The sequence below is a fragment of the Paraburkholderia lycopersici genome, from assembly GCF_900096975.1.
GTDB lineage: Bacteria > Pseudomonadota > Gammaproteobacteria > Burkholderiales > Burkholderiaceae > Paraburkholderia > Paraburkholderia lycopersici.
On sequence record NZ_FMYQ01000009.1, the window covers coordinates 158,582 to 177,114 of the forward strand.

Annotated in this window: 12 protein-coding genes; 8 read left to right on the top strand and 4 right to left on the bottom strand. The window is 67.6% G+C overall.

Annotation, left to right across the window (positions count from 1 at the left end; genetic code table 11):
- Nucleotides 1-264 precede the first annotated feature (264 nt).
- Both BLU17_RS12465 and BLU17_RS12470 read left to right on the top strand, forming a co-directional pair.
- Nucleotides 265-1,950 carry an autotransporter assembly complex protein TamA gene (locus BLU17_RS12465; RefSeq protein WP_245746832.1) on the top strand — a complete coding sequence of 562 codons (1,686 nt, stop codon included), beginning with the start codon at nt 265-267 and terminating at the stop codon, nt 1,948-1,950.
- Between the two features lie 61 nt (nt 1,951-2,011).
- Complete coding sequence (locus BLU17_RS12470; protein WP_091997030.1) at nt 2,012-6,469, top strand: translocation/assembly module TamB domain-containing protein; 4,458 nt, start codon at nt 2,012-2,014, stop codon at nt 6,467-6,469.
- A gap of 126 nt (nt 6,470-6,595) precedes the next feature.
- Here the strand turns inward: BLU17_RS12470 and metG are convergent, their stop codons facing one another.
- Together metG and BLU17_RS12480 are read right to left on the bottom strand one after the other, a co-directional pair.
- Nucleotides 6,596-8,743 carry a methionine--tRNA ligase gene (gene metG, locus BLU17_RS12475; protein ID WP_091997031.1) on the bottom strand — a complete coding sequence of 716 codons (2,148 nt, stop codon included), beginning with the start codon at nt 8,741-8,743 and terminating at the stop codon, nt 6,596-6,598.
- Nucleotides 8,744-9,194: 451 nt separating this feature from the next.
- On the bottom strand, nt 9,195-9,848 hold the full coding sequence (locus BLU17_RS12480; protein WP_091997032.1) for a YiaD family glycine zipper/OmpA-like lipoprotein: 654 nt from the start codon (nt 9,846-9,848) through the stop codon (nt 9,195-9,197).
- A 321-nt stretch (nt 9,849-10,169) separates the two neighbouring features.
- Between BLU17_RS12480 and apbC the strand changes: the two genes are divergently transcribed.
- The 6 genes from apbC (at nt 10,170) to BLU17_RS12505 (ending at nt 15,869) form a co-directional block, all read left to right on the top strand.
- Complete coding sequence (gene apbC, locus BLU17_RS12485) at nt 10,170-11,258, top strand: iron-sulfur cluster carrier protein ApbC (protein ID WP_091997033.1); 1,089 nt, start codon at nt 10,170-10,172, stop codon at nt 11,256-11,258.
- 139 nt (nt 11,259-11,397) lie between these two features.
- Nucleotides 11,398-11,952, top strand: a complete 555-nt coding sequence (locus BLU17_RS12490) for a superoxide dismutase family protein (RefSeq protein ID WP_091997034.1) — start codon at nt 11,398-11,400, stop codon at nt 11,950-11,952.
- Nucleotides 11,949-12,101, top strand: a complete 153-nt coding sequence (locus BLU17_RS33115) for a hypothetical protein (protein ID WP_218137005.1) — start codon at nt 11,949-11,951, stop codon at nt 12,099-12,101. Before BLU17_RS12490 ends, BLU17_RS33115 begins: the two co-directional genes overlap by 4 nt.
- Nucleotides 12,102-12,186: 85 nt before the next feature.
- Complete coding sequence (dcd, locus tag BLU17_RS12495) at nt 12,187-12,756, top strand: dCTP deaminase (RefSeq protein ID WP_091997035.1); 570 nt, start codon at nt 12,187-12,189, stop codon at nt 12,754-12,756.
- Between the two features lie 88 nt (nt 12,757-12,844).
- Complete coding sequence (locus BLU17_RS12500) at nt 12,845-15,127, top strand: arginine/lysine/ornithine decarboxylase (RefSeq protein ID WP_091997036.1); 2,283 nt, start codon at nt 12,845-12,847, stop codon at nt 15,125-15,127.
- Between the two features lie 16 nt (nt 15,128-15,143).
- Nucleotides 15,144-15,869 (top strand): lysozyme inhibitor LprI family protein, encoded by a 726-nt coding sequence (locus BLU17_RS12505; RefSeq protein ID WP_091997037.1) that lies wholly within the window; start codon nt 15,144-15,146, stop codon nt 15,867-15,869.
- Between the two features lie 9 nt (nt 15,870-15,878).
- Here the strand turns inward: BLU17_RS12505 and BLU17_RS12510 are convergent, their stop codons facing one another.
- Nucleotides 15,879-16,808 (bottom strand): bestrophin family protein, encoded by a 930-nt coding sequence (locus BLU17_RS12510; protein ID WP_091997038.1) that lies wholly within the window; start codon nt 16,806-16,808, stop codon nt 15,879-15,881.
- A 290-nt stretch (nt 16,809-17,098) separates the two neighbouring features.
- Nucleotides 17,099-18,514 (bottom strand): argininosuccinate lyase, encoded by a 1,416-nt coding sequence (gene argH, locus BLU17_RS12515; protein WP_091997039.1) that lies wholly within the window; start codon nt 18,512-18,514, stop codon nt 17,099-17,101.
- Nucleotides 18,515-18,533 lie beyond the last annotated feature (19 nt).

Genomic DNA, 18,533 nt, shown 5'->3' on the forward strand with positions numbered 1-18,533 from the left:
AGCGGTGCTACCGGTGGCAACCAGTTCTACGACGGCCGGAGGTGTTGTTTGGCGGGATGGGTGATCGAAGCGTTGTGCGCACGGAGGCGTCCCTCGCAGGCGGCGCGGTCGCGGCACGCCGCAGCCAGGGCGCTTGCCGCTCCGGGGCGCGCCGCCACCGGGCGTGCCGCCGGCCGGCTCGGCGCATGGCTCGTCGCGAGCCTGATCGTGTGCCTCGCGAGCCCGACGCCCGCGTGGGCCGACCTGGCCAGCCTCCTGCCGTGGATGCGGGCGCGCACCTACTACGACGTCGAAATCGACGCCGCTCCGCGCGACCTGCGCAGGCTGCTCCAGGCGCACCTCGACATCGCGCGCTTCGCCACGCGCGCGGACGTGAACGAGGATCAGTTCGAGTTCCTCGTGACCGCGACGCCTCAGCAGGTGCGCGACCTCGCTTCGACGGCGGGCTATTTCACGCCGGTCGTGCGCACCGACGTGCGCACGATCGAGGGCAGGCGGCACGTGCGGGTGAGCGTGGACGCGGGCCCGCGCACGGTGATTTCATCGGTGAATCTCACCTTTCGCGGCCCCGTGCTGAGCGAGGATCCCGCGCAGGAAAACACCGCGCGCTTCGCGTTCTCGCTGCACGACGGGGACGCCTTCACGCAGTCGGGCTGGGACGACGCCAAGAACGCCGCGCTCAAGGCGCTGCAGGCGCGCCGCTACCTCGGCGCGAAGATCGCGCACTCGGAGGCGCGCGTCGATCCGCTCCGGCACGACGCGCAACTTTCCGTCACCTTCGACAGCGGGCCGACGTTCACGTTGGGCAAGCTCGACGTTTCGGGCACGCGGCGTTATCCGGGCTACATCATCGACAACGTGAACCCGCTCTCGCCGGGCGAAATCTACGATCTGAACCGCGTGGCCGAACTGCAGCGCCAGGTGCAGAACACGCCGTACTACGCGAGCGTGGCGATCGACGTCGACGCCAACACGCAAAAGCCGCTCGAAACGCCCGTACATGTGAAGGTGAGCGAGTTCCCGTACAACAACTTTCGCGGCGGCGTGGGTTATTCGACCGACACCGGCGCGCACGTCCAGGGCTCCTATACGTATCTGAACACGTTCGGGGCGGCGTGGCCGTTCCAGGTGCAGGGACGTCTCGACCAGATCCAGAAGTTCGGGCAGGTTCAGCTATCGATGCCGCCGGGCCCGCGCGCCTGGACCAACAGCGTGGTCGCCTCCTATACGACCACCGACGTGTCGGATACGAACATCTATAGCGCGCGCGTCGGCGTACAGCGCACGCGCACCTCGCAGAACATCGACTATGCCTACGCGCTGACGTTCTACGACGACCGCCTCACCCAGAACGTCGGGCCGTCCTCGCGGGCCTACGCGCTCGTTCCGACCTGGGCCTGGACGCGCCGCAACGTCGACGATCCGCTCTTTCCGCGCTCGGGCAATATCGTTCGCGTCGAGGCGGGCCTCGCGCTCAAGAACGTGGGGGCCGAGCAGAGCTTCCTGCGCGCCTACATGCGCGGCCAGCAGTACCTGCCGATCGCGCACAGCGACATCATGGTGTTTCGCGCGGAGCTGGGCGGCGTGTTCACGAGCGGCCCGTCGAGCGGCGTGCCCGCCTCGTTGCTGTTCCGCGCGGGCGGTTCGAACTCGGTGCGCGGCTACGCGTTCCAGAGCATCGGCAACAACGTTGCCGGCTCGATCCTGCCAACCAAGTACCTCGTCACCGGCTCGGCCGAATACCAGCACTGGTTCAGCCACGACTGGGGCGGCGCGGCGTTCTTCGACGTCGGCACGGCCACCGACACCTGGGGCGAAAAGGAGTTCGATCCGGGCGCCGGCATCGGCGCGCGCTGGCGCAGCCCCGTCGGGCCGGTCAACCTCGATCTCGCCTATGGCTTTCGCACCCGCAGCGTGCGGCCTTATCTGACCCTCGGGATCGCCTTCTGATGCTGACGTCTTCGCTGCCCCGGTTTGTTTCGAAGTCCGAGCCGCATGGCGAGGTGGGCGCATGAGCGCGCGTCGCCTTGCTGCATTGTTCCGGCTGGCCGCCACGTTCGCGGTGCCGCCGGACGAGGCGAGCCGCAATCCGGACGAGGGCGCGCCCGGCAAGTCCGGCGGCCATGGCGGGGGCGAGAGCGGCAAAGGCAACGGCAACGGCAACGGCAAAGGCGGCGAAGGCGGGCCGCCGCCGCGCCGCCGGCTCTGGAAGGCGCTCGCCTGGGCGATCGTCGTGCCGGTGCTCGTCGTTGGGCTCGCCGGCGGATTGCTGTACGGCGTGCTGACCACCGAGCGAGGCACGGCCTACGCGTGGCGCGCCGCCGTCGCGCTGCTCGACGGCAAGCTCGCGGGCAAGCTCGAAGGCGGCACGCTCGCGACCGGCGTGCGCTTTTCCGACGTGAGCTGGCGGGGCACCGATGGCACCACGCTCACGGTGGACCGCGTCGGCGGCCAGTGGACGCTGCAGGGTTTCGGCAGGGCGCCGTGGCGCTTCGTGGTGGACTATCTGCACGTCGGCGACGTCGAAATGCGCATCGTGCCGTCCCACGAGCCTTCGTCGCCCATGAAGCTGCCCGAGAACCTGCAATTGCCGCTCGGGCTCGAGATCCGCGACCTTCAGGTCGACAGGCTCACGCTGCACGAAGGCACGTCGGCCAGCGAGTTCTCGCGGCTCCAGTTTCACGGGCGCAGCGACGGCCGTCATCACGAGGCCGCCGTCGAGCGTCTGGACACGCCCTTTGGCGCCGTGAGCGCCGAGGCGAAGCTCGACGGCGTGCGGCCGTTCGCGCTCACGGGCGACCTCGGCTACTCGGGCAAGGTCAACGGCGAGGACGTGCGGGTGAACGCGACCCTCGCGGGCTCCCTGGAGGCGCTCACGGCCGAGGTCGAGGCGAGCGGCATGAAGCTCGCCGGGCGCGCGCATGTGGAGGCCACGCCGTTCGCCGCCGTGCCCTTGCAACGCGCCACGCTCGCCTTCGATCACGTGAATCCGCAGGCCTTCGCGCCCGGCGCGCCGTTCGCCGATCTCGCCGTGCGCGCGCAGTTGCAGCCTGTGCAGGGCGGCGCGGCGGGCGTGCCGGCCGCGCTGGCGGCCTCGGCTTCGGGGGCTGCGGCGGTTTCCGGGGCGACTGCGGCATCGGCGCCGGCCATGACTACGACCACGGCGGCGCAAGCCGGGGCGAAGCCGGGCGTTGCCGGTTCGATCGCATCCGCCGCTTCGGCCCCGGCCGCGCCGGCGCGTGCGCGCGGCAACATGGCGGATTTCACGGTCGCGGGCACCGTCTCGATCGTGAACGCGAAGCCAGGCGCCATCGACGAAAAGCTGCTGCCGCTTATCGACGCCCGCGCGGACGTCGTGCTCGATGCGAAAACGCAGCGCATTCCGACGCTTGCCGTGCGTCTCGTGAAGAACGCCACGATCACCGGCAGCGGCACGGTCAGCGGCCGCAATGGGCGCTTCGACCTGAAGGTGGCCGGGCTCGACCTCAACGCGATCCAGTCGAGCGTCCGCGCGACGCAGTTCGCGGGGCCGGTCGGCGTGCGGCTGAGCGGCGACGTGCAAAGCGTCACGCTCGATCTCGCCGATCCGAAGTCGGCGCTGCGCGTGCAGGGCAAGGTGACGCAGGACCCCGCGCGCCTCTCGTTCAACGACGTGCGGCTGACCTCGGGCACCGGACGGATCGACCTTTCGGGCGCGCTCAAGCACGACGCCAGTTCGACGTACCAGTTGAAGGCGGTGCTGACCAATTTCGATCCGCTCTCGCTCACGTCGCAAACGCCCGCGCCCGCGCCCGCGCCGGCCGCCGATGCGCTCGACCTCAAACGCAATCTCGCGCTCAATCCGGCGTTGAACCCGGCGCTCAATCCCGCCCAAACGGGCGAACAGGCCGCCGGGCAAAAGCGCGTCGAGAATGCGAAGCAGACCGGGCAAGGCGCAGCGGGCGGAGCCGCGGCGCGGACGCGCCCTGCGCCGCTGCCGCCGGCACGCCGCATCGAAGCCCGCGTGAACGGCACGCTCAACGCGAGCGGTACGCTTGCACCCACCTTCACGACGAAAGCGGCGTTCAAGCTCGGCCCAAGCGTCTACGACGACTTGCCGCTCACGGGGCAGGGCCTCGTCCAGCTGGCGGGCTCGCGCATTTTGCCGAGCCGCGCGAGCCTCTCGGTGGCGGGCAATACCGTCGATCTGGAGGGCAGCTTCGGCGCGCCCGGCGACCGCCTGCGCTTTCGCGTGGATGCGCCGCAACTCGACCGGCTTGGCTTCGGCATAGCGGGGGAACTTGCGGCGAACGGCGACCTGACCGGCACCTTCGCCCATCCCGACGTCTCGCTCGACTACAAGGCCGACCACGTGGTGTTCGGCGACAACCGCATCGGCCACGCCGAAGGCAAGGCCGTGGCGCGCGACGGCGCGAACGGCGCGCTCGCCTTCAGCACCGACGCAAGCGGCATCGCGGCAGCGGGCGTCGAGATCACGACGCTTTCCGCGCGCCTTGCCGGCACGCGCGCGAAGCACACGCTCACCGCGAACGCGAAGGGCAAGGTGCAGGGCCAGGCGATCGACTTCGCGGTGGCGGCCAACGGCGGCCTGTCGGACACGCGCGAGGGCACGCGCTGGAACGGCACCGTGACGCAGCTCGAAAACCGCGGCATGCCCGGCGTGACGCTGCAGTCGCCGGTGACGGTGAGCGCGGGCCCCGGCAAGGTCACGCTCGGCGCCACGCGTCTCGCGGCCGAGGGCGCCACGCTCGAACTGAAGTCGTTCGACCTCGACCACGGCCGCATTCGCTCGGCGGGCACGCTCACGAACGTCTCGCTCGCGCGCATCCTGCAGTTGCGCCAGCAATTCACGGGCGTGCCGTCCACGCTGAGGACCGACATGATCTTCGATGGCGACTGGGACTTTTCCATCGGCCAGACGGCGACCGGCTATGTGCAGATCAAGCGCCGCTCGGGCGACATCACGACCGCGATCGGGCGCGGCTTTGCGTCGTTCGGCGTGGGCGAACTCAATGCGCGCGCGGCCTTCAGCGGCGGCAACCGCCTCACGCTCACGGCGCATGCGCAGGCGAGCCGCGTCGGCATGCTCGACATCGACGCCTGGACGACGCTCGTGCCGCGCGACGGCACGCTGAGCGTCGCGGACGAGGCGCCGGTCGGCGGCACGATCAAGGCGAATGTGCCCTCGCTCAGGACGACGGGCGGCCTGTTCGGTCCGGGCTATCTGCTCGACGGCCATCTCGCGCTGCAGCTTGCGCTCGGCGGCACGGTCGCGAAGCCCAATCTCACGGGCTCGCTCGTCGGCGACGGGCTTTCGGCCACCATGGTCGGTCAGGGCGTGGAGCTGAAGGACGGCGTGGTCCGCATCGCGCTTTCGCAGAACCTCGTCGACTTCCAGCAGGTCGAGTTCCACGGCGCGACGAGCGGCACGCTGCGCGCCACGGGCCGCGTGCGCCTCGACAACGCCGAGCCCGACCTCACCGCGAGCATCGTCGCGGACAAGCTGGAGCTGTTCGCCTCGCCCGACCGCAATCTCTCGCTCTCGGGCAGCGCGAGCATCGCGAACGGGGGGCGCCTGGGCGGCATGCAGATCGACGGCAAGTTCACCGTGGATCACGCGCTTTTCGACATGCCCGAATCGCCCGCGCCCTCGCTCGGCGACGACGTCGTGATCGTGCGCCCCGACGGCACCACGTCGGGCGGCCGGCCGCCGATCGAGGAAACGGCCTCGACGAAACCCGCGCCGCGCTTCGCCCCGCGCGCGAACATCGACCTCGATCTCGGGCGCGATTTCCGCTTCCGCGGGCAGGGCGCGGATCTCGGCCTCGCCGGCACGATCACGGCGAACAGCGCGCCGGACGTGCCGCTGCGTGCGGTCGGCAACGTGCGCGTGACCGAGGGCTCCAGCTACACCGCGTTCGGCACCAAGCTCAATATCGAGAATGGTTTCTTCACGTTCAACGGACCGGTGGGCAATCCGGGCATCAACATCCTCGCCATGCGCCGTAACCAGCAGGTCGAGGCGGGCGTGCAGGTCACGGGCACGGTGCAGGCGCCGGTGGTGCGGCTCGTCTCCGAGCCCAACGTGCCCGACAACGAAAAGCTCTCCTGGCTGCTGTTCGGCCACGGCACCGACCAGGGCAACAACATCGGCCAGCAGAGCGCCATGACGACCGCGCTCGCGCTGCTCGGCAGCGCGCAGGGCAAGCGCATTGCGCAGAGCATCGGGCTCGACGAGTTTTCGATCGGGCGCAGCGAGGTCGGCCTGACCGACCCCGAGGTCGTGATGATCGCGAAGGCCATCAACCAGCGGCTCGTGATCGGCTACGAGCAGGGCTTGCAGTCGGCTTCGAACGCGGTGAAGGCGACGATCAACCTTACGCGCTACTGGTCGGTGGTGGTCTACGGCGGCACGTTCTACGGCGCCGATATTCTTTACACGCGGCGTTTCGATCGAATTCGCCGGTAGCGGACTCAGGATGCACGCGCGGCCGTAAGCCATCGGGGCGTCGAATGCCGGCGGCGCAAAAAAAAGCACACCGGCAAGGCGTGCTTTTTGATTGCGGGGGCCTTCAGCGTATGGCTGGCCGCGGGATTACCGCACGCGCATGCCAGGCTTTGCCCCGCTGTGCGGTTCGAGAATATAAAGCCCCGGTTCGGCCTTTTCGTCGCCGGCGGAGGCCGCGAGCACCATGCCTTCGGACATGCCGAATTTCATCTTGCGCGGCGCGAGGTTCGCGACCATCACGGTCAGCTTGCCCTTGAGGTCTTCCGGCGCGTAGGCCGAGCGGATGCCCGAGAACACGTTGCGCGTGCGGCCTTCGCCCACGTCGAGCGTGAGTTGCAGCAGCTTGTCCGAGCCTTCGACGATATTGCAGTCGACGATCAGCGCCACGCGCAGGTCGATCTTCGCGAAGTCGTCGATCGAAATGACATCGGGCGTCTCGGGTTCGGCCTTCTTCGCTTCCTTCGCCGCTTTCGACTTCTTGCTTGCATCGGCGGCCGCGGCGGGCGCGTCGCTGGCCTGCAGCGAATCGCGGTTCGCGGCGAGCAGCGCTTCGATCTGCTTGGGATCGACGCGCGTCATCAGGTGCTTGTACGCGTTGATCGGCTGTTGCGACGACAGCGCGTTGCCCGCATCGGCCCACGTGAGCGGCGCGATCGCGAGGAATTGCTCGACGCCTTCGGCGAGCGTCGGCAGCACCGGCTTGAGCGCGAGCGAAAGCAGGCGGAACGCTTCCAGGCTCACGCTGCAGGTTTCGTGCAGCGCCACGGAATTCGCCGGGTCTTTTGCCTGTTCCCAGGGCTTGGCTGTGTCGACGTACCCGTTCACGGCGTCGGCGAGCTCCATTGTCTGGCGCAGCGCGCGGCCGTATTCACGCGCTTCGTAGTGCGCGGCGATTTGCGGGATCGCGGCGCGCAGTTGCTCGAGCAGCGGATGGTTCATCGCGCTGTCCTGCACGCGGCCCTCGAAGCGCTTGATGAGGAAGCCCGCCGCGCGGCTCGCGATGTTGATGTACTTGCCGACCAGATCGCTGTTCACGCGCGCCTGGAAGTCTTCGAGGTTCAGGTCGAGGTCTTCCATCGTGCTGTTGAGCTTCGCGGCGAAGTAGTAGCGCAGCCACTCGGGATTCAGGCCCGTGCTCACGTAGCTTTCTGCCGTGATGAAGGTGCCGCGCGACTTCGACATCTTCGCGCCGTCCACGGTGAGGAAGCCGTGCGCGAACACGTTGGTCGGCGTGCGGTGGCCCGAGAACTGCAGCATGGCCGGCCAGAACAGCGTGTGGAAATACAGGATGTCCTTGCCGATGAAGTGATACTGCTCGGTCTTCGAGCCGGACTTCACCCAGGCGTCGAAGTCGATGCCGCGCTTTTCGCACAGGTTCTTGAAGCTCGCGTAATAGCCGACGGGCGCGTCGAGCCACACGTAGAAGTACTTGCCCGGCGCACCGGGAATCTCGAAGCCGAAGTAGGGCGCGTCGCGCGAAATGTCCCAGTCGGCGAGCTTCGAGTCGCCCGATTCGCCGAGCCATTCGCGCATCTTGTTCGTCGCCTCGGGCTGCGCGAGGCCGCTCACCCAGCCGCGCAGGAAGTCTTCGCAGCGCGGGTCGGAGAGGCGGAAGAAGTAGTGCGTCGAGGTCCTGCGGACGGGCGTGGCGCCCGAGACCACCGAGTACGGATTCTTCAGGTCGGTTGGCGCGTAGGTCGAGCCGCAAACTTCGCAGCTGTCGCCGTACTGGTCCTTCGCGCCGCACTTCGGGCATTCGCCCTTGATGAAGCGGTCCGGCAGGAACATGTTCTTGACCGGATCGTAGGCTTGCTCGATGTCGCGCGTCTCGATGAGCCCGGCTTCCTCGAGCGCCAGATATACCGACTCGGAAAGCACGCGGTTTTCTTCGGAATCCGTCGAATAGTAGTTGTCGAACGATACGCCGAAGCTGTCGAAATCGCGCTTGTGCTCCTGCCACACGCGCGCGATCAGTTGCTGCGGCGTGAGACCTTCCTTCTCGGCGCGCAGCATGACGGGCGTGCCGTGCGTGTCGTCGGCACCGACGTAGTAGACCTCGTGGCCATGCATTCGCAGCGCGCGAACCCAGATGTCCGTCTGGATGTATTCGACCAGATGGCCGATGTGGATCTGACCGTTGGCGTACGGCAGAGCAGACGTGACGAGAATCTGGCGGCGGCCGCCTGGATTGGCATGCGCGCCGGCTGCTGCGAGGTCGGTGGCGGGTGCTGACATAAGTGAGGAGAAGTCCGATGTTGCGGGGGGAAAGGGCGATTTTAGCAGGGCGGCCGCACTACCGTTCAGCGCGGGGGTGCGCGCTCGCTGGCGAGGCGTCCGGGAGGGCGCTTGCGCGCAGGCGCCGGTTGGGTTGCGCGCGCAAACAGGAAGCAAATCGCGAGGCAAAAAAAACCGGGGCAAGATGGCCCCGGAGCAACAACGACAAGAGGAGAATGGTGACGCGGCGGCGCTGCCGCACACGTACCGTAATGAAAGACAACACGATTTCCGGAGAGTTCGAAAAGAGTTCGAAATTTTTTTCGATTCTCAGCCGGGTGCTTCGAGCGTGCCTTCGATGCCCGTGCCGCAACGGTTTGCGGCAATTCGGGTGCCGAACAAAAAACGGGACGCCATGGCTGGCGTCCCGTTGTTGTGTCGCTGTTTTCTCGGGCGTCGGCGCCCGGTTGGCTTAGCCGCCCTGGTGCTGCGCCGTCGCGCGCAGATAGATTTCCACGCGGCGGTTCGCTGCGCGGCCCGCTTCGGTGTTGTTGTCGGCGATCGGCTGGGTATCGCCGCGGCCCTCGGCCGACATGCGCTGCATCGGAATGCCGCGCGAGGCGAGATAGTTCACCACGCTCTGTGCGCGGTTGACCGACAGCGTCTGGTTGTATGCCGGCTGGCCCGTGTTATCCGTATGGCCCACCACCTGCGCGACGACTTCCGGATTCTGCTGGAGCGTCTGCGCGACCTGGTCGAGCACCGGTGCGAACGACGGCTTGATCGCGTAGCTGCTGGTGTCGAACGTCACGTTGCTCGGAATGTTGAGCTTGAGCGAGCCGTCCGGCTGCTCGGTGATCTGCGTGCCGGTGCCCTTGGTGGCGCCCGAGAGCCGGTTCTTGATGTTCTGCCAGTTGTAGCCCGTGATGCCGCCGACCAGCGCGCCGGCGCCGGCGCCGATCGCGGCGCCCTTGCCGCCGCCGAAGATCGCGCCGAGTGCCGCGCCCGTGCCCGCGCCGACGCCGGTGCCGACGGCCGTGTTGGTGCCCTGCTGCGTTGCGCAGCCAGCGACGAGTGCGCCGGCGATGGCGAAGACGGACAGGCGAGTCAGGATTCTTGTGTTCATGTGCTTTCCTCTCTTGAGTGGAACGGACGCTGCCCTTGGGCGTTCGCGGCCCCGCTTGTGAACAGGGTCTTCGAACGGCTCGCGGCGGCAGCTACTACAATGACGCCTTAAGGTTGGCGCCGGCCCGGGCGAAAAGCCGCTGGACGGCGGCTTTGACCGCACTGGGTCGGCACCCGAAAACGACGCTGCCGCGAAGCGTGCCCTGCCGGCAAATTTTGCGCAATGCAGCTTAACAATTTCTTTCGATTTCCGGCGCGAGGGCGACCGGTCCTCGGTCCGAGGCCCGCTCACGCAGACCGGCATTCTCCCCACGGAGTTTCAATGAGCATAGATCGGGCTTTGGTCGACGCCGCGCTTGCGGCCTTGACGGATCCGAACACAGGCCATCCGTACGCGGTGGCCAGGGGCGTGCGCAACGTTACCGTCGAAGGCGATGTGCTCGGCGTCGAGATCGTGCTCGGCTATCCGGCGAAGAGCCAGTTCGACGCCGTGCGCGCGCAGGTCGAGGCGGCGCTCGCCGCCGTGCCGGGCGTGAAGTCGAGCCGCGTCGAGGTCAGGAGCGAGATTGCCGCGCATACGGTGCAGCGCGGCGTGAAGCTGCTGCCCAATGTGAAGAACATCGTCGCCGTCGCGTCGGGCAAGGGCGGCGTGGGCAAGAGCACGACCGCCGTGAATCTCGCGCTCGCGCTCGCCGCCGAAGGCGCGTCGGTCGGCGTGCTCGACGCGGACATCTACGGGCCCTCGCTGCCGATGATGCTTGGCATCGAGGGCCGCCCCGAGTCGCCCGACGGCCAGTCGATGAATCCGCTCGAAGGCCACGGCGTGCAGGCCAACTCGATCGGCTTTTTGATCGAGCAGGACAATCCGATGGTCTGGCGCGGCCCGATGGCCACGTCCGCGCTCGAACAACTGCTGCGGCAGACGAACTGGCGCGAACTCGACTATCTCGTGGTGGACATGCCGCCGGGCACCGGCGACATCCAGCTCACGCTCTCGCAGCGCGTGCCCGTCACGGGCGCCGTGATCGTCACGACGCCGCAGGACATCGCGCTGCTCGACGCGAAGAAGGGCCTCAAGATGTTCGAGAAGGTCGGCATTCCGATTCTCGGCATCGTCGAGAACATGGCCGTGCACGTCTGCACGAACTGCGGCCACGCCGAGCACATCTTCGGCGCGGGCGGCGGCGAGCGCATGGCGAAGGAGTACGGCGTGGAGGTGCTCGGCAGCCTGCCGCTCGATATTGCGATTCGCGAGCAGGCCGACTCGGGCACCCCGACCGTGGTGGCCGCGCCGCAGGGGCCGGTGGCGGAAATCTATCGCGCGATCGCGCGGCGCGTGGCGATCCAGATCGCCGAGCGCGCCCGCGACATGAGCTCGAAGTTCCCGACCATCGTCGTGCAGAACACCTGAAGTCCGCCGGCCAAGCCCGCGGGGCCCGCGCATGGGGACAGATAGGCACGCGGCGCGCCGCGTGCGCGGTATCATGAGGGCTTCATCGGGTCCGGTATGGCGGCAGCAAGGGGCGGCCGCCGCCCGGCAAGAGGATCGCATGGATAAAGGACACAGCAGGCAAGCGGGGAACGCGCACGTCGTATGGTGGACGGCCCTCGTGGCGCTTTGTGGCTGCGTTCTGCTCGCGGGCTGCACGAGCTTCATGGGCCAGCAGGAAAAGCGCGCGACCGCCCAGCTGTTGCCGACCGTCGGCAGCCAGGCGCGCGGCACCGTCTCGTTCGTCGAGCACTCGGACGGCGTGCAGGTGAGCTACAACCTCGCGGGCCTGCCGCCCGACAGCGATCACGCCCTGCAGGTGCACGAGCGCGGCGACTGCAACGCCACCGACGCCTCGAGCGCCGGTCCGGTGTTCGCGCCCGCCGCCGATCGCCTCAAATCCGGCGCGCGCGTGGAAGGCGACCTCGGCAACATCCACGCCGATTCGAACGGCGTGGCGACCGGCTTCATCGTCGCGCCCGATGTGTCGCTCGACGGCGTGCGCTCCGTGCTGCAGCGCGCCGTGATCGTGCACCGCGACCCCATCGACCCCTACGCCTACCCGCAGCGCGGCACGGGCCCGGCGCTCGCGTGCGGGCTGATCCGCGCCCAGTGAGCGTGACGCAGCGCCGCGTCGGCGTGACGCGCCGCGTGGCCGCCGACGCCAGCAAGGGCGCGGCTTTCGCGGCCGCGGCGGTGGAACCCGTTGCGGCGATCCGCGAGGCGCCACGCGCGGTTCCAGGCATGCCGATCCACATCGCGTAAAATAGGCGCCTTTCGCACGCGGCGAGCGCCCGGTGGGTCCGTCCGCATGCTTTCCCGACCCGATTTTTCCTCGTACGTAGCGAACATGGCAATCAAGTCCGACAAGTGGATCCGGCGCATGGCCGAAGAGCACAACATGATCGAGCCGTTCGTGCGCGACCAGGTCCGCACCTCGGAGGACGGCCGCAAGATCGTGAGCTACGGCACGTCGAGCTACGGCTACGACATTCGCTGCGCCGACGAATTCAAGATCTTCACGAACATCAATTCGACGATCGTCGATCCGAAGAACTTCGACGAAAAATCGTTCGTGGACTTCAAGGGCGACGTCTGCATCATCCCGCCCAATTCGTTCGCGCTCGCGCGCACGGTCGAGTATTTCCGCATTCCGCGCAACGTCCTGACCGTGTGTCTGGGCAAGTCCACCTATGCGCGCTGCGGGATCATCGTGAACGTCACGCCGTTCGAGCCGGAATGGGAAGGCTACGTCACGCTCGAATTCTCGAATACGACACCTTTGCCTGCCAAAATCTACGCGAACGAGGGCGTCGCGCAGGTGCTCTTTTTCGAAAGCGACGAGGTCTGCGAAGTCTCTTACGCGGACCGCGGCGGCAAATATCAAGGCCAGCACGGCGTGACCTTGCCGAAGACCTGACGCCGAGGCGCACACAACCACCGGACATACGATATACGGGGACCGCTGCGCATCATATGCAGCGGTCGTTTCTTTTGGAGAATCGCCCATGAAGTTTCGTTTTCCCGTCGTCATCATCGACGAAGACTTTCGCTCCGAGAACATCTCGGGTTCCGGCATCCGGGCGCTCGCCGAAGCCATCGAGAAAGAGGGCGCGGAAGTCCTCGGGCTGACGAGCTACGGCGACCTCACGTCGTTCGCGCAGCAGTCGAGCCGCGCCGCGTGCTTCATCCTCTCGATCGACGACGACGAGCTGCTGCCCTACGTGGAAGGCAATGGCGACGGCGAAGCGCCCGGGCACGCGCCCGCCATCATCGCGCTGCGCGCGTTCATGGAAGCGGTGCGCAAGCGCAACGCCGACATCCCGATCTTCCTGTACGGCGAGACGCGCACCTCGCGCCACCTGCCCAACGACATCCTGCGCGAGCTGCACGGCTTCATCCACATGTTCGAGGACACGCCGGAGTTCGTCGCGCGCCACATCATCCGCGAGGCGAAGGTCTATCTCGACGCGCTCGCGCCGCCGTTCTTCAAGGAACTCGTGAAGTACGCCGACGAAGGCTCGTACTCGTGGCACTGCCCCGGCCACTCGGGCGGCGTGGCGTTTCTCAAGAACCCGCTCGGCCAGATGTTCCACCAGTTCTTCGGCGAGAACATGCTGCGCGCGGACGTCTGCAACGCCGTGGACGAACTCGGCCAGCTGCTCGACCACACGGGCCCCGTCGCGGCCTCGGAGCGCAACGCGGCGCGCATCTTCAGCGCCGACCACGTGTTCTTCGTGACCAACGGCACGTCCACCTCGAACAAGATCGTCTGGCACGCCACGGTCGCGCCCGGCGACATCGTGCTGGTGGACCGCAACTGCCACAAGTCGATCCTGCACGCCATCACGATGACGGGCGCGATCCCCGTGTTCCTCACGCCCACGCGCAACAACTTCGGCATCATCGGGCCGATTCCGCGCGACGAGTTCAAGCCCGAGAACATCCGCAAGAAGATCGAGGCGAATCCGTTCGCGCGCGAGGCGCTCGCGAAGAACCCCAATCTCAAGCCGCGCATCCTCACGATCACGCAGAGCACCTACGACGGCGTGATCTACAACGTCGAGATGATCAAGGACCTGCTCGGCGACCTGCTCGACACGCTGCACTTCGACGAAGCGTGGCTGCCGCACGCCGAGTTCCACGCGTTCTACCAGGACATGCACGCGATCGGCGCGGGCCGTCCGCGCACGGGCGCGCTCGTGTTCGCCACGCACTCCACGCACAAGCTGCTTGCGGGCATTTCGCAGGCGTCGCAGATCGTCGTGCAGGACTCCGAGAACAGCACGTTCGACCGCCATCGCTTCAACGAGGCGTATCTGATGCACACGTCCACGAGCCCGCAGTACGCGATCATCGCGTCGTGCGACGTGGCCGCCGCGATGATGGAGCCGCCGGGCGGCCCGGCGCTCGTCGAGGAGTCGATCGCCGAGGCGCTCGACTTCCGCCGCGCGATGCGCAAGGTGGACGCCGAATACGGCGACGACTGGTTCTTCCAGGTCTGGGGCCCCGACGAACTGGCCGAGGAAGGCATCGGCTCGCGCGAGGACTGGATGCTGCGCCCGAACGACCACTGGCACGGCTTCGGCGCGCTTGCCGAAGGCTTCAACATGCTCGACCCGATCAAGGCGACCATCGTCACGCCGGGCCTCGACGTTGACGGCGAGTTCGGCGACACGGGCATCCCGGCCGCGATCGTGACGAAGTACCTGGCCGAGCACGGCATCATCGTCGAGAAGACGGGGCTCTACTCGTTCTTCATCATGTTCACGATCGGCATCACGAAGGGCCGCTGGAACTCGATGGTCACCGAACTCCAGCAGTTCAAGGACGACTACGACAACAACCAGCCGCTCTGGCGCGTGCTGCCCGAGTTCGTCGCGCAGCATCCGATGTACGAGCGCGTGGGCCTGCGCGATCTGTGCCAGCAGATCCACAGCGTCTACCGCGCCAACGACATCGCGCGCCTCACGACCGAGATGTACCTCTCGGACATGGAGCCCGCGCTGAAACCGTCGGACGCCTTCGCGAAGCTCGCGCACCGCGAGATCGACCGCGTGCCCATCGACGAACTCGAAGGCCGCGTCACGTCGATCCTGCTCACGCCGTATCCGCCGGGCATTCCGCTGCTGATTCCGGGCGAGCGCTTTAACAGGACGATCGTGAATTACCTGAAGTTCGCGCGCGAGTTCAACGAGCGCTTCCCGGGCTTCCACACAGATATCCACGGGCTCGTGGGCGAGACCATCAACGGCCGCATCGAGTACTTCGTGGATTGCGTGCGCGATTGACGCGCGAGGAAGGGTGATGAAGGGCGGTTTATCGGCGCGGTTCGCGCGTTACCTTGCCGCGATCGTGCCGGCGTTTTCTGCCTTGGGCGCCGCCGCGGTGCTGTTCGCCGCGGCGCCGGCGGCGCGCGCCGAGGTCGCGGCGGCCGATCCGATCGATACGGGCATGCGCGCGTGTCTCGCGCGCGCGGACCGTTCTTCGACGGCCGGGCAGATCCAGTGCATGGACGACGCGCGCAGCGCGTGGCGCGTGGCCGCCGATACGGCGCTCACGCAACTGCTCGCGAAATTGCCTGCCGCGCAGCAAAAGCGCTGGCGCGCGAGCCAGCAGAAGTGGGTGGCCTGGCGCGACGCCGAGGACACCATGCTCGGCGCCGCGTTCGCGACGACGAGCGGCAGCACCTACCAGCTTTACGAGGCGGACATGCGCCTGCAGCCGGTGCGCGACCGCGCGCTCGCGCTGCGCAACCAAGCGGCGATGTACGACGGCACGCCGCCGCGCGCGCGCGTTTGCAGCGCCGACGCGCGTTGCGAGCACGTGAGCTACGACCTGAACCGCTACTATCGCCAGCTTTACGCGCGCATGCCGACGCACGCGCGGCCCACGGTGTCGCGTGCGCAGAGCGCGTGGCGTGCGTATCGCGACGCGACCACGCCGCTCATCGACGAGCATGCGCGGCTCGATCTGCTGGGCGGACGCCTCGCGACCCTGAAGCGCCTGGCGGAGACGGTGGACAATCGCTGAGGCGCGGTTTCAGTCGAGGATGAACTGCTCCGGCGTGCGCGCCGGCAGCGAAGTGGGTTCGCCCATGAGGTCGTGCAAGGCGGCCTCGATGCCCGCCGACATCATGTTGAGCGCGAGGTCGTTGTCCTCGGTGCCAAACGGGTCTTCGATCTGCGAGGCGATTGCTTCGTGGGCCATGAACGCGTAAGCCACGAATACGGCGAAGATCGGCGTGAGGGCGCCGATGCTCTCCACGAGGCCGAACGGCAGCGTCGCGCAGAAGAAGTACACGGTGCGGTGAATCATGACCGTGTACGCGAACGGCAGCGGCGTGGAAACGATGCGCTCGCAACCGCCTATCACATCCGAAATCCCGTTGAGATTGCGCTCGAACGCGAGCACCGCGTAGCCGTCGAGGCGGTCTTCGCGCGCCTCGCGCCGGACCCATTCCGAAGCGCAGAGCATGAGCGTGGCGGGGCGGTAGCGCGAAGTCATCACGCGCTCGAATAGCGCGTGCGGCAGGCGCGTTTCGAGGTCGGCGCGCGGATCGGTGTTGCGCAATTGATGGCGCAGCGCATGCGGCAGCGCCGCGAGCAGGCTCACGAGTTCGCGGGCCCGCTCGCGCGTTGCGGCTTCGTCGGCGCCGCGCGGGAGCGTGAGCGCTTCGCGAACGAGCGAGCGCGTTTCGTTGAGCATTTGCCCCCAGAGCTTGCGGCCTTCCCAGTAGCGGTCGTAGCTCGCGCTGTTGCGAAAGCCGAGAAACACCGCGAGCGCGATGCCGATCAGCGAGAACGGCACCGTGCTCAGGTTCACCGTGAGCTTGAGAATGTGGTCGTGCGCGGCGACCGCGATGATCGAGACGCACAGCACGATGAAGAGGCGCGGCAGCAACTGCGGCAGCACGGAGCCGCGCCAGGCGAGCAGCATGCGAAACCAGTGGAGATGGGGGCGAACGATCATCGGGGCGACAGTGGGGACAAGGGCGAACGGGGAAGGTCGAGATGGTGCGGCGGGGGAGACCGGATCGGAAAACCGTCAGTATCGCGCCGGATCATAGGTCGCGCCGCACGAATGCCGGGCGCACAATTCGGGCATTTTGCGGTGGGTACAGCGCTTTGTCACCCCGTTGCCTCATGGAACGGCACCAAGACGAACCGGGCGCGCGACGGAGTCCGTCGAGCGCCCGGTTTGCGGCGACGCGAGCCCGTTTCGACCCGCTGCCTTGTGCCTGTTTCGTGCCTGCTTTGCGCTTATTTCGACGCGGTGAGCGCCGCGCGCGCCGCCGCGATGGCCGCGCGCACCTGCTCGGGCGCGGTGCCGCCCGGATGGTTGCGCGCCGCGACCGAGCCGTCGAGCGTCAGCACGGCGAACACGTCCTCGCCGAGCAGGTGCGCGACCGCGGGCAGTTCGCGGCGCATTTCGTCGAGCGTGAGGTCGGCCAGATCGCAGTTGCGGTCCACGCAGATGCGCACCGCGTGCGCGACGGCTTCGTGCGCGTCGCGGAACGGCAGGCCCTTCTTCACGAGGTAGTCGGCGAGGTCGGTGGCCGTCGAGAAGCCTTGCAGCGCCGCCGCGCGCATCGCCTCGGCCTTCACGGCGATGCCCGCGACCATCTCCGCGAAGATGCGCAGCGTGTCCGCGACCGTGTCGACGGTGTCGAACAGCGGCTCCTTGTCTTCCTGGTTGTCCTTGTTGTACGCGAGCGGCTGGCCCTTCATCAGCGTGAGGAGCGCCATCAGATGGCCGTTCACGCGGCCGGTCTTGCCGCGCGCGAGTTCGGGCACGTCGGGGTTCTTCTTCTGCGGCATGATCGACGAGCCCGTGCAGAAGCGGTCGGCCAGATCGATGAAGCCCACGCGCGGGCTCATCCACAGCACGAGTTCTTCCGAGAAGCGCGAGACGTGCGTCATGACGAGCGCCGCGGCCGCCGTGAATTCGATCGCGAAGTCGCGGTCGGAGACGGCGTCGAGCGAGTTCGCGCAGATGCCGTCGAAGCCGAGCGTCTTCGCCACGGCGAAGCGGTCGATCGGATAGCTCGTGCCCGCGAGCGCCGCCGCGCCGAGCGGCAGGCGGTTCACGCGCTTGCGGCAGTCGGCCATGCGCTCGCTGTCGCGCGTGAACATCTCGACGTAGGCGAGCAGGTGATGGCCGAACGTCACGGGCTGCGCCACCTGCAGGTGCGTGAAGCCCGGCATGATCGTGCCCGCGTGCTGGTCGGCGAGGTCGAGCAGCGCGCCGCGCAGGTCGCCGAGCAGGCCGCCGATGCGGTCGATCTCGCCGCGCAGCCACAGGCGGATGTCGGTCGCGACCTGGTCGTTGCGCGAGCGGCCCGTGTGCAGGCGCTTGCCGGCGTCGCCGATCAGGGCCGTGAGGCGCGCCTCGATGTTCAGGTGGACGTCTTCGAGATCGAGTTGCCACGCGAACTCGCCGCGCCCGATTTCGTCCCTGATCTGCGCCATGCCGCGCTCGATGGCGGCGAGGTCGTCGGCGGAGATGATCTTCTGCGCGGCCAGCATCGACGCGTGCGCGAGCGAGCCCTCGATGTCGACGAGCGCGAGACGCTTGTCGAAGAAGACCGACGACGTGTAGCGCTTGACCAGCTCCGACATGGGTTCGGAGAAGCGAGCCGACCAGGCTTCGCCTTTTTTGTGCAGTTGGGACGTCATGGTGATGGGGCGTGAACGA

Coding starts and splice junctions, on each gene's coding strand:
- dcd (WP_091997035.1), top strand. CDS start 12,187: ATGGCAATCAAGTCCGACAAGTGGATCCGGCGCATGGCCGAAGAGCAC.
- BLU17_RS12490 (WP_091997034.1), top strand. CDS start 11,398: ATGGATAAAGGACACAGCAGGCAAGCGGGGAACGCGCACGTCGTATGG.
- BLU17_RS12510 (WP_091997038.1), bottom strand. CDS start 16,808: ATGATCGTTCGCCCCCATCTCCACTGGTTTCGCATGCTGCTCGCCTGG.
- BLU17_RS12465 (WP_245746832.1), top strand. CDS start 265: ATGCGGGCGCGCACCTACTACGACGTCGAAATCGACGCCGCTCCGCGC.
- apbC (WP_091997033.1), top strand. CDS start 10,170: ATGAGCATAGATCGGGCTTTGGTCGACGCCGCGCTTGCGGCCTTGACG.
- BLU17_RS12505 (WP_091997037.1), top strand. CDS start 15,144: ATGAAGGGCGGTTTATCGGCGCGGTTCGCGCGTTACCTTGCCGCGATC.
- metG (WP_091997031.1), bottom strand. CDS start 8,743: ATGTCAGCACCCGCCACCGACCTCGCAGCAGCCGGCGCGCATGCCAAT.
- BLU17_RS12480 (WP_091997032.1), bottom strand. CDS start 9,848: ATGAACACAAGAATCCTGACTCGCCTGTCCGTCTTCGCCATCGCCGGC.
- BLU17_RS12500 (WP_091997036.1), top strand. CDS start 12,845: ATGAAGTTTCGTTTTCCCGTCGTCATCATCGACGAAGACTTTCGCTCC.
- argH (WP_091997039.1), bottom strand. CDS start 18,514: ATGACGTCCCAACTGCACAAAAAAGGCGAAGCCTGGTCGGCTCGCTTC.
- BLU17_RS12470 (WP_091997030.1), top strand. CDS start 2,012: ATGAGCGCGCGTCGCCTTGCTGCATTGTTCCGGCTGGCCGCCACGTTC.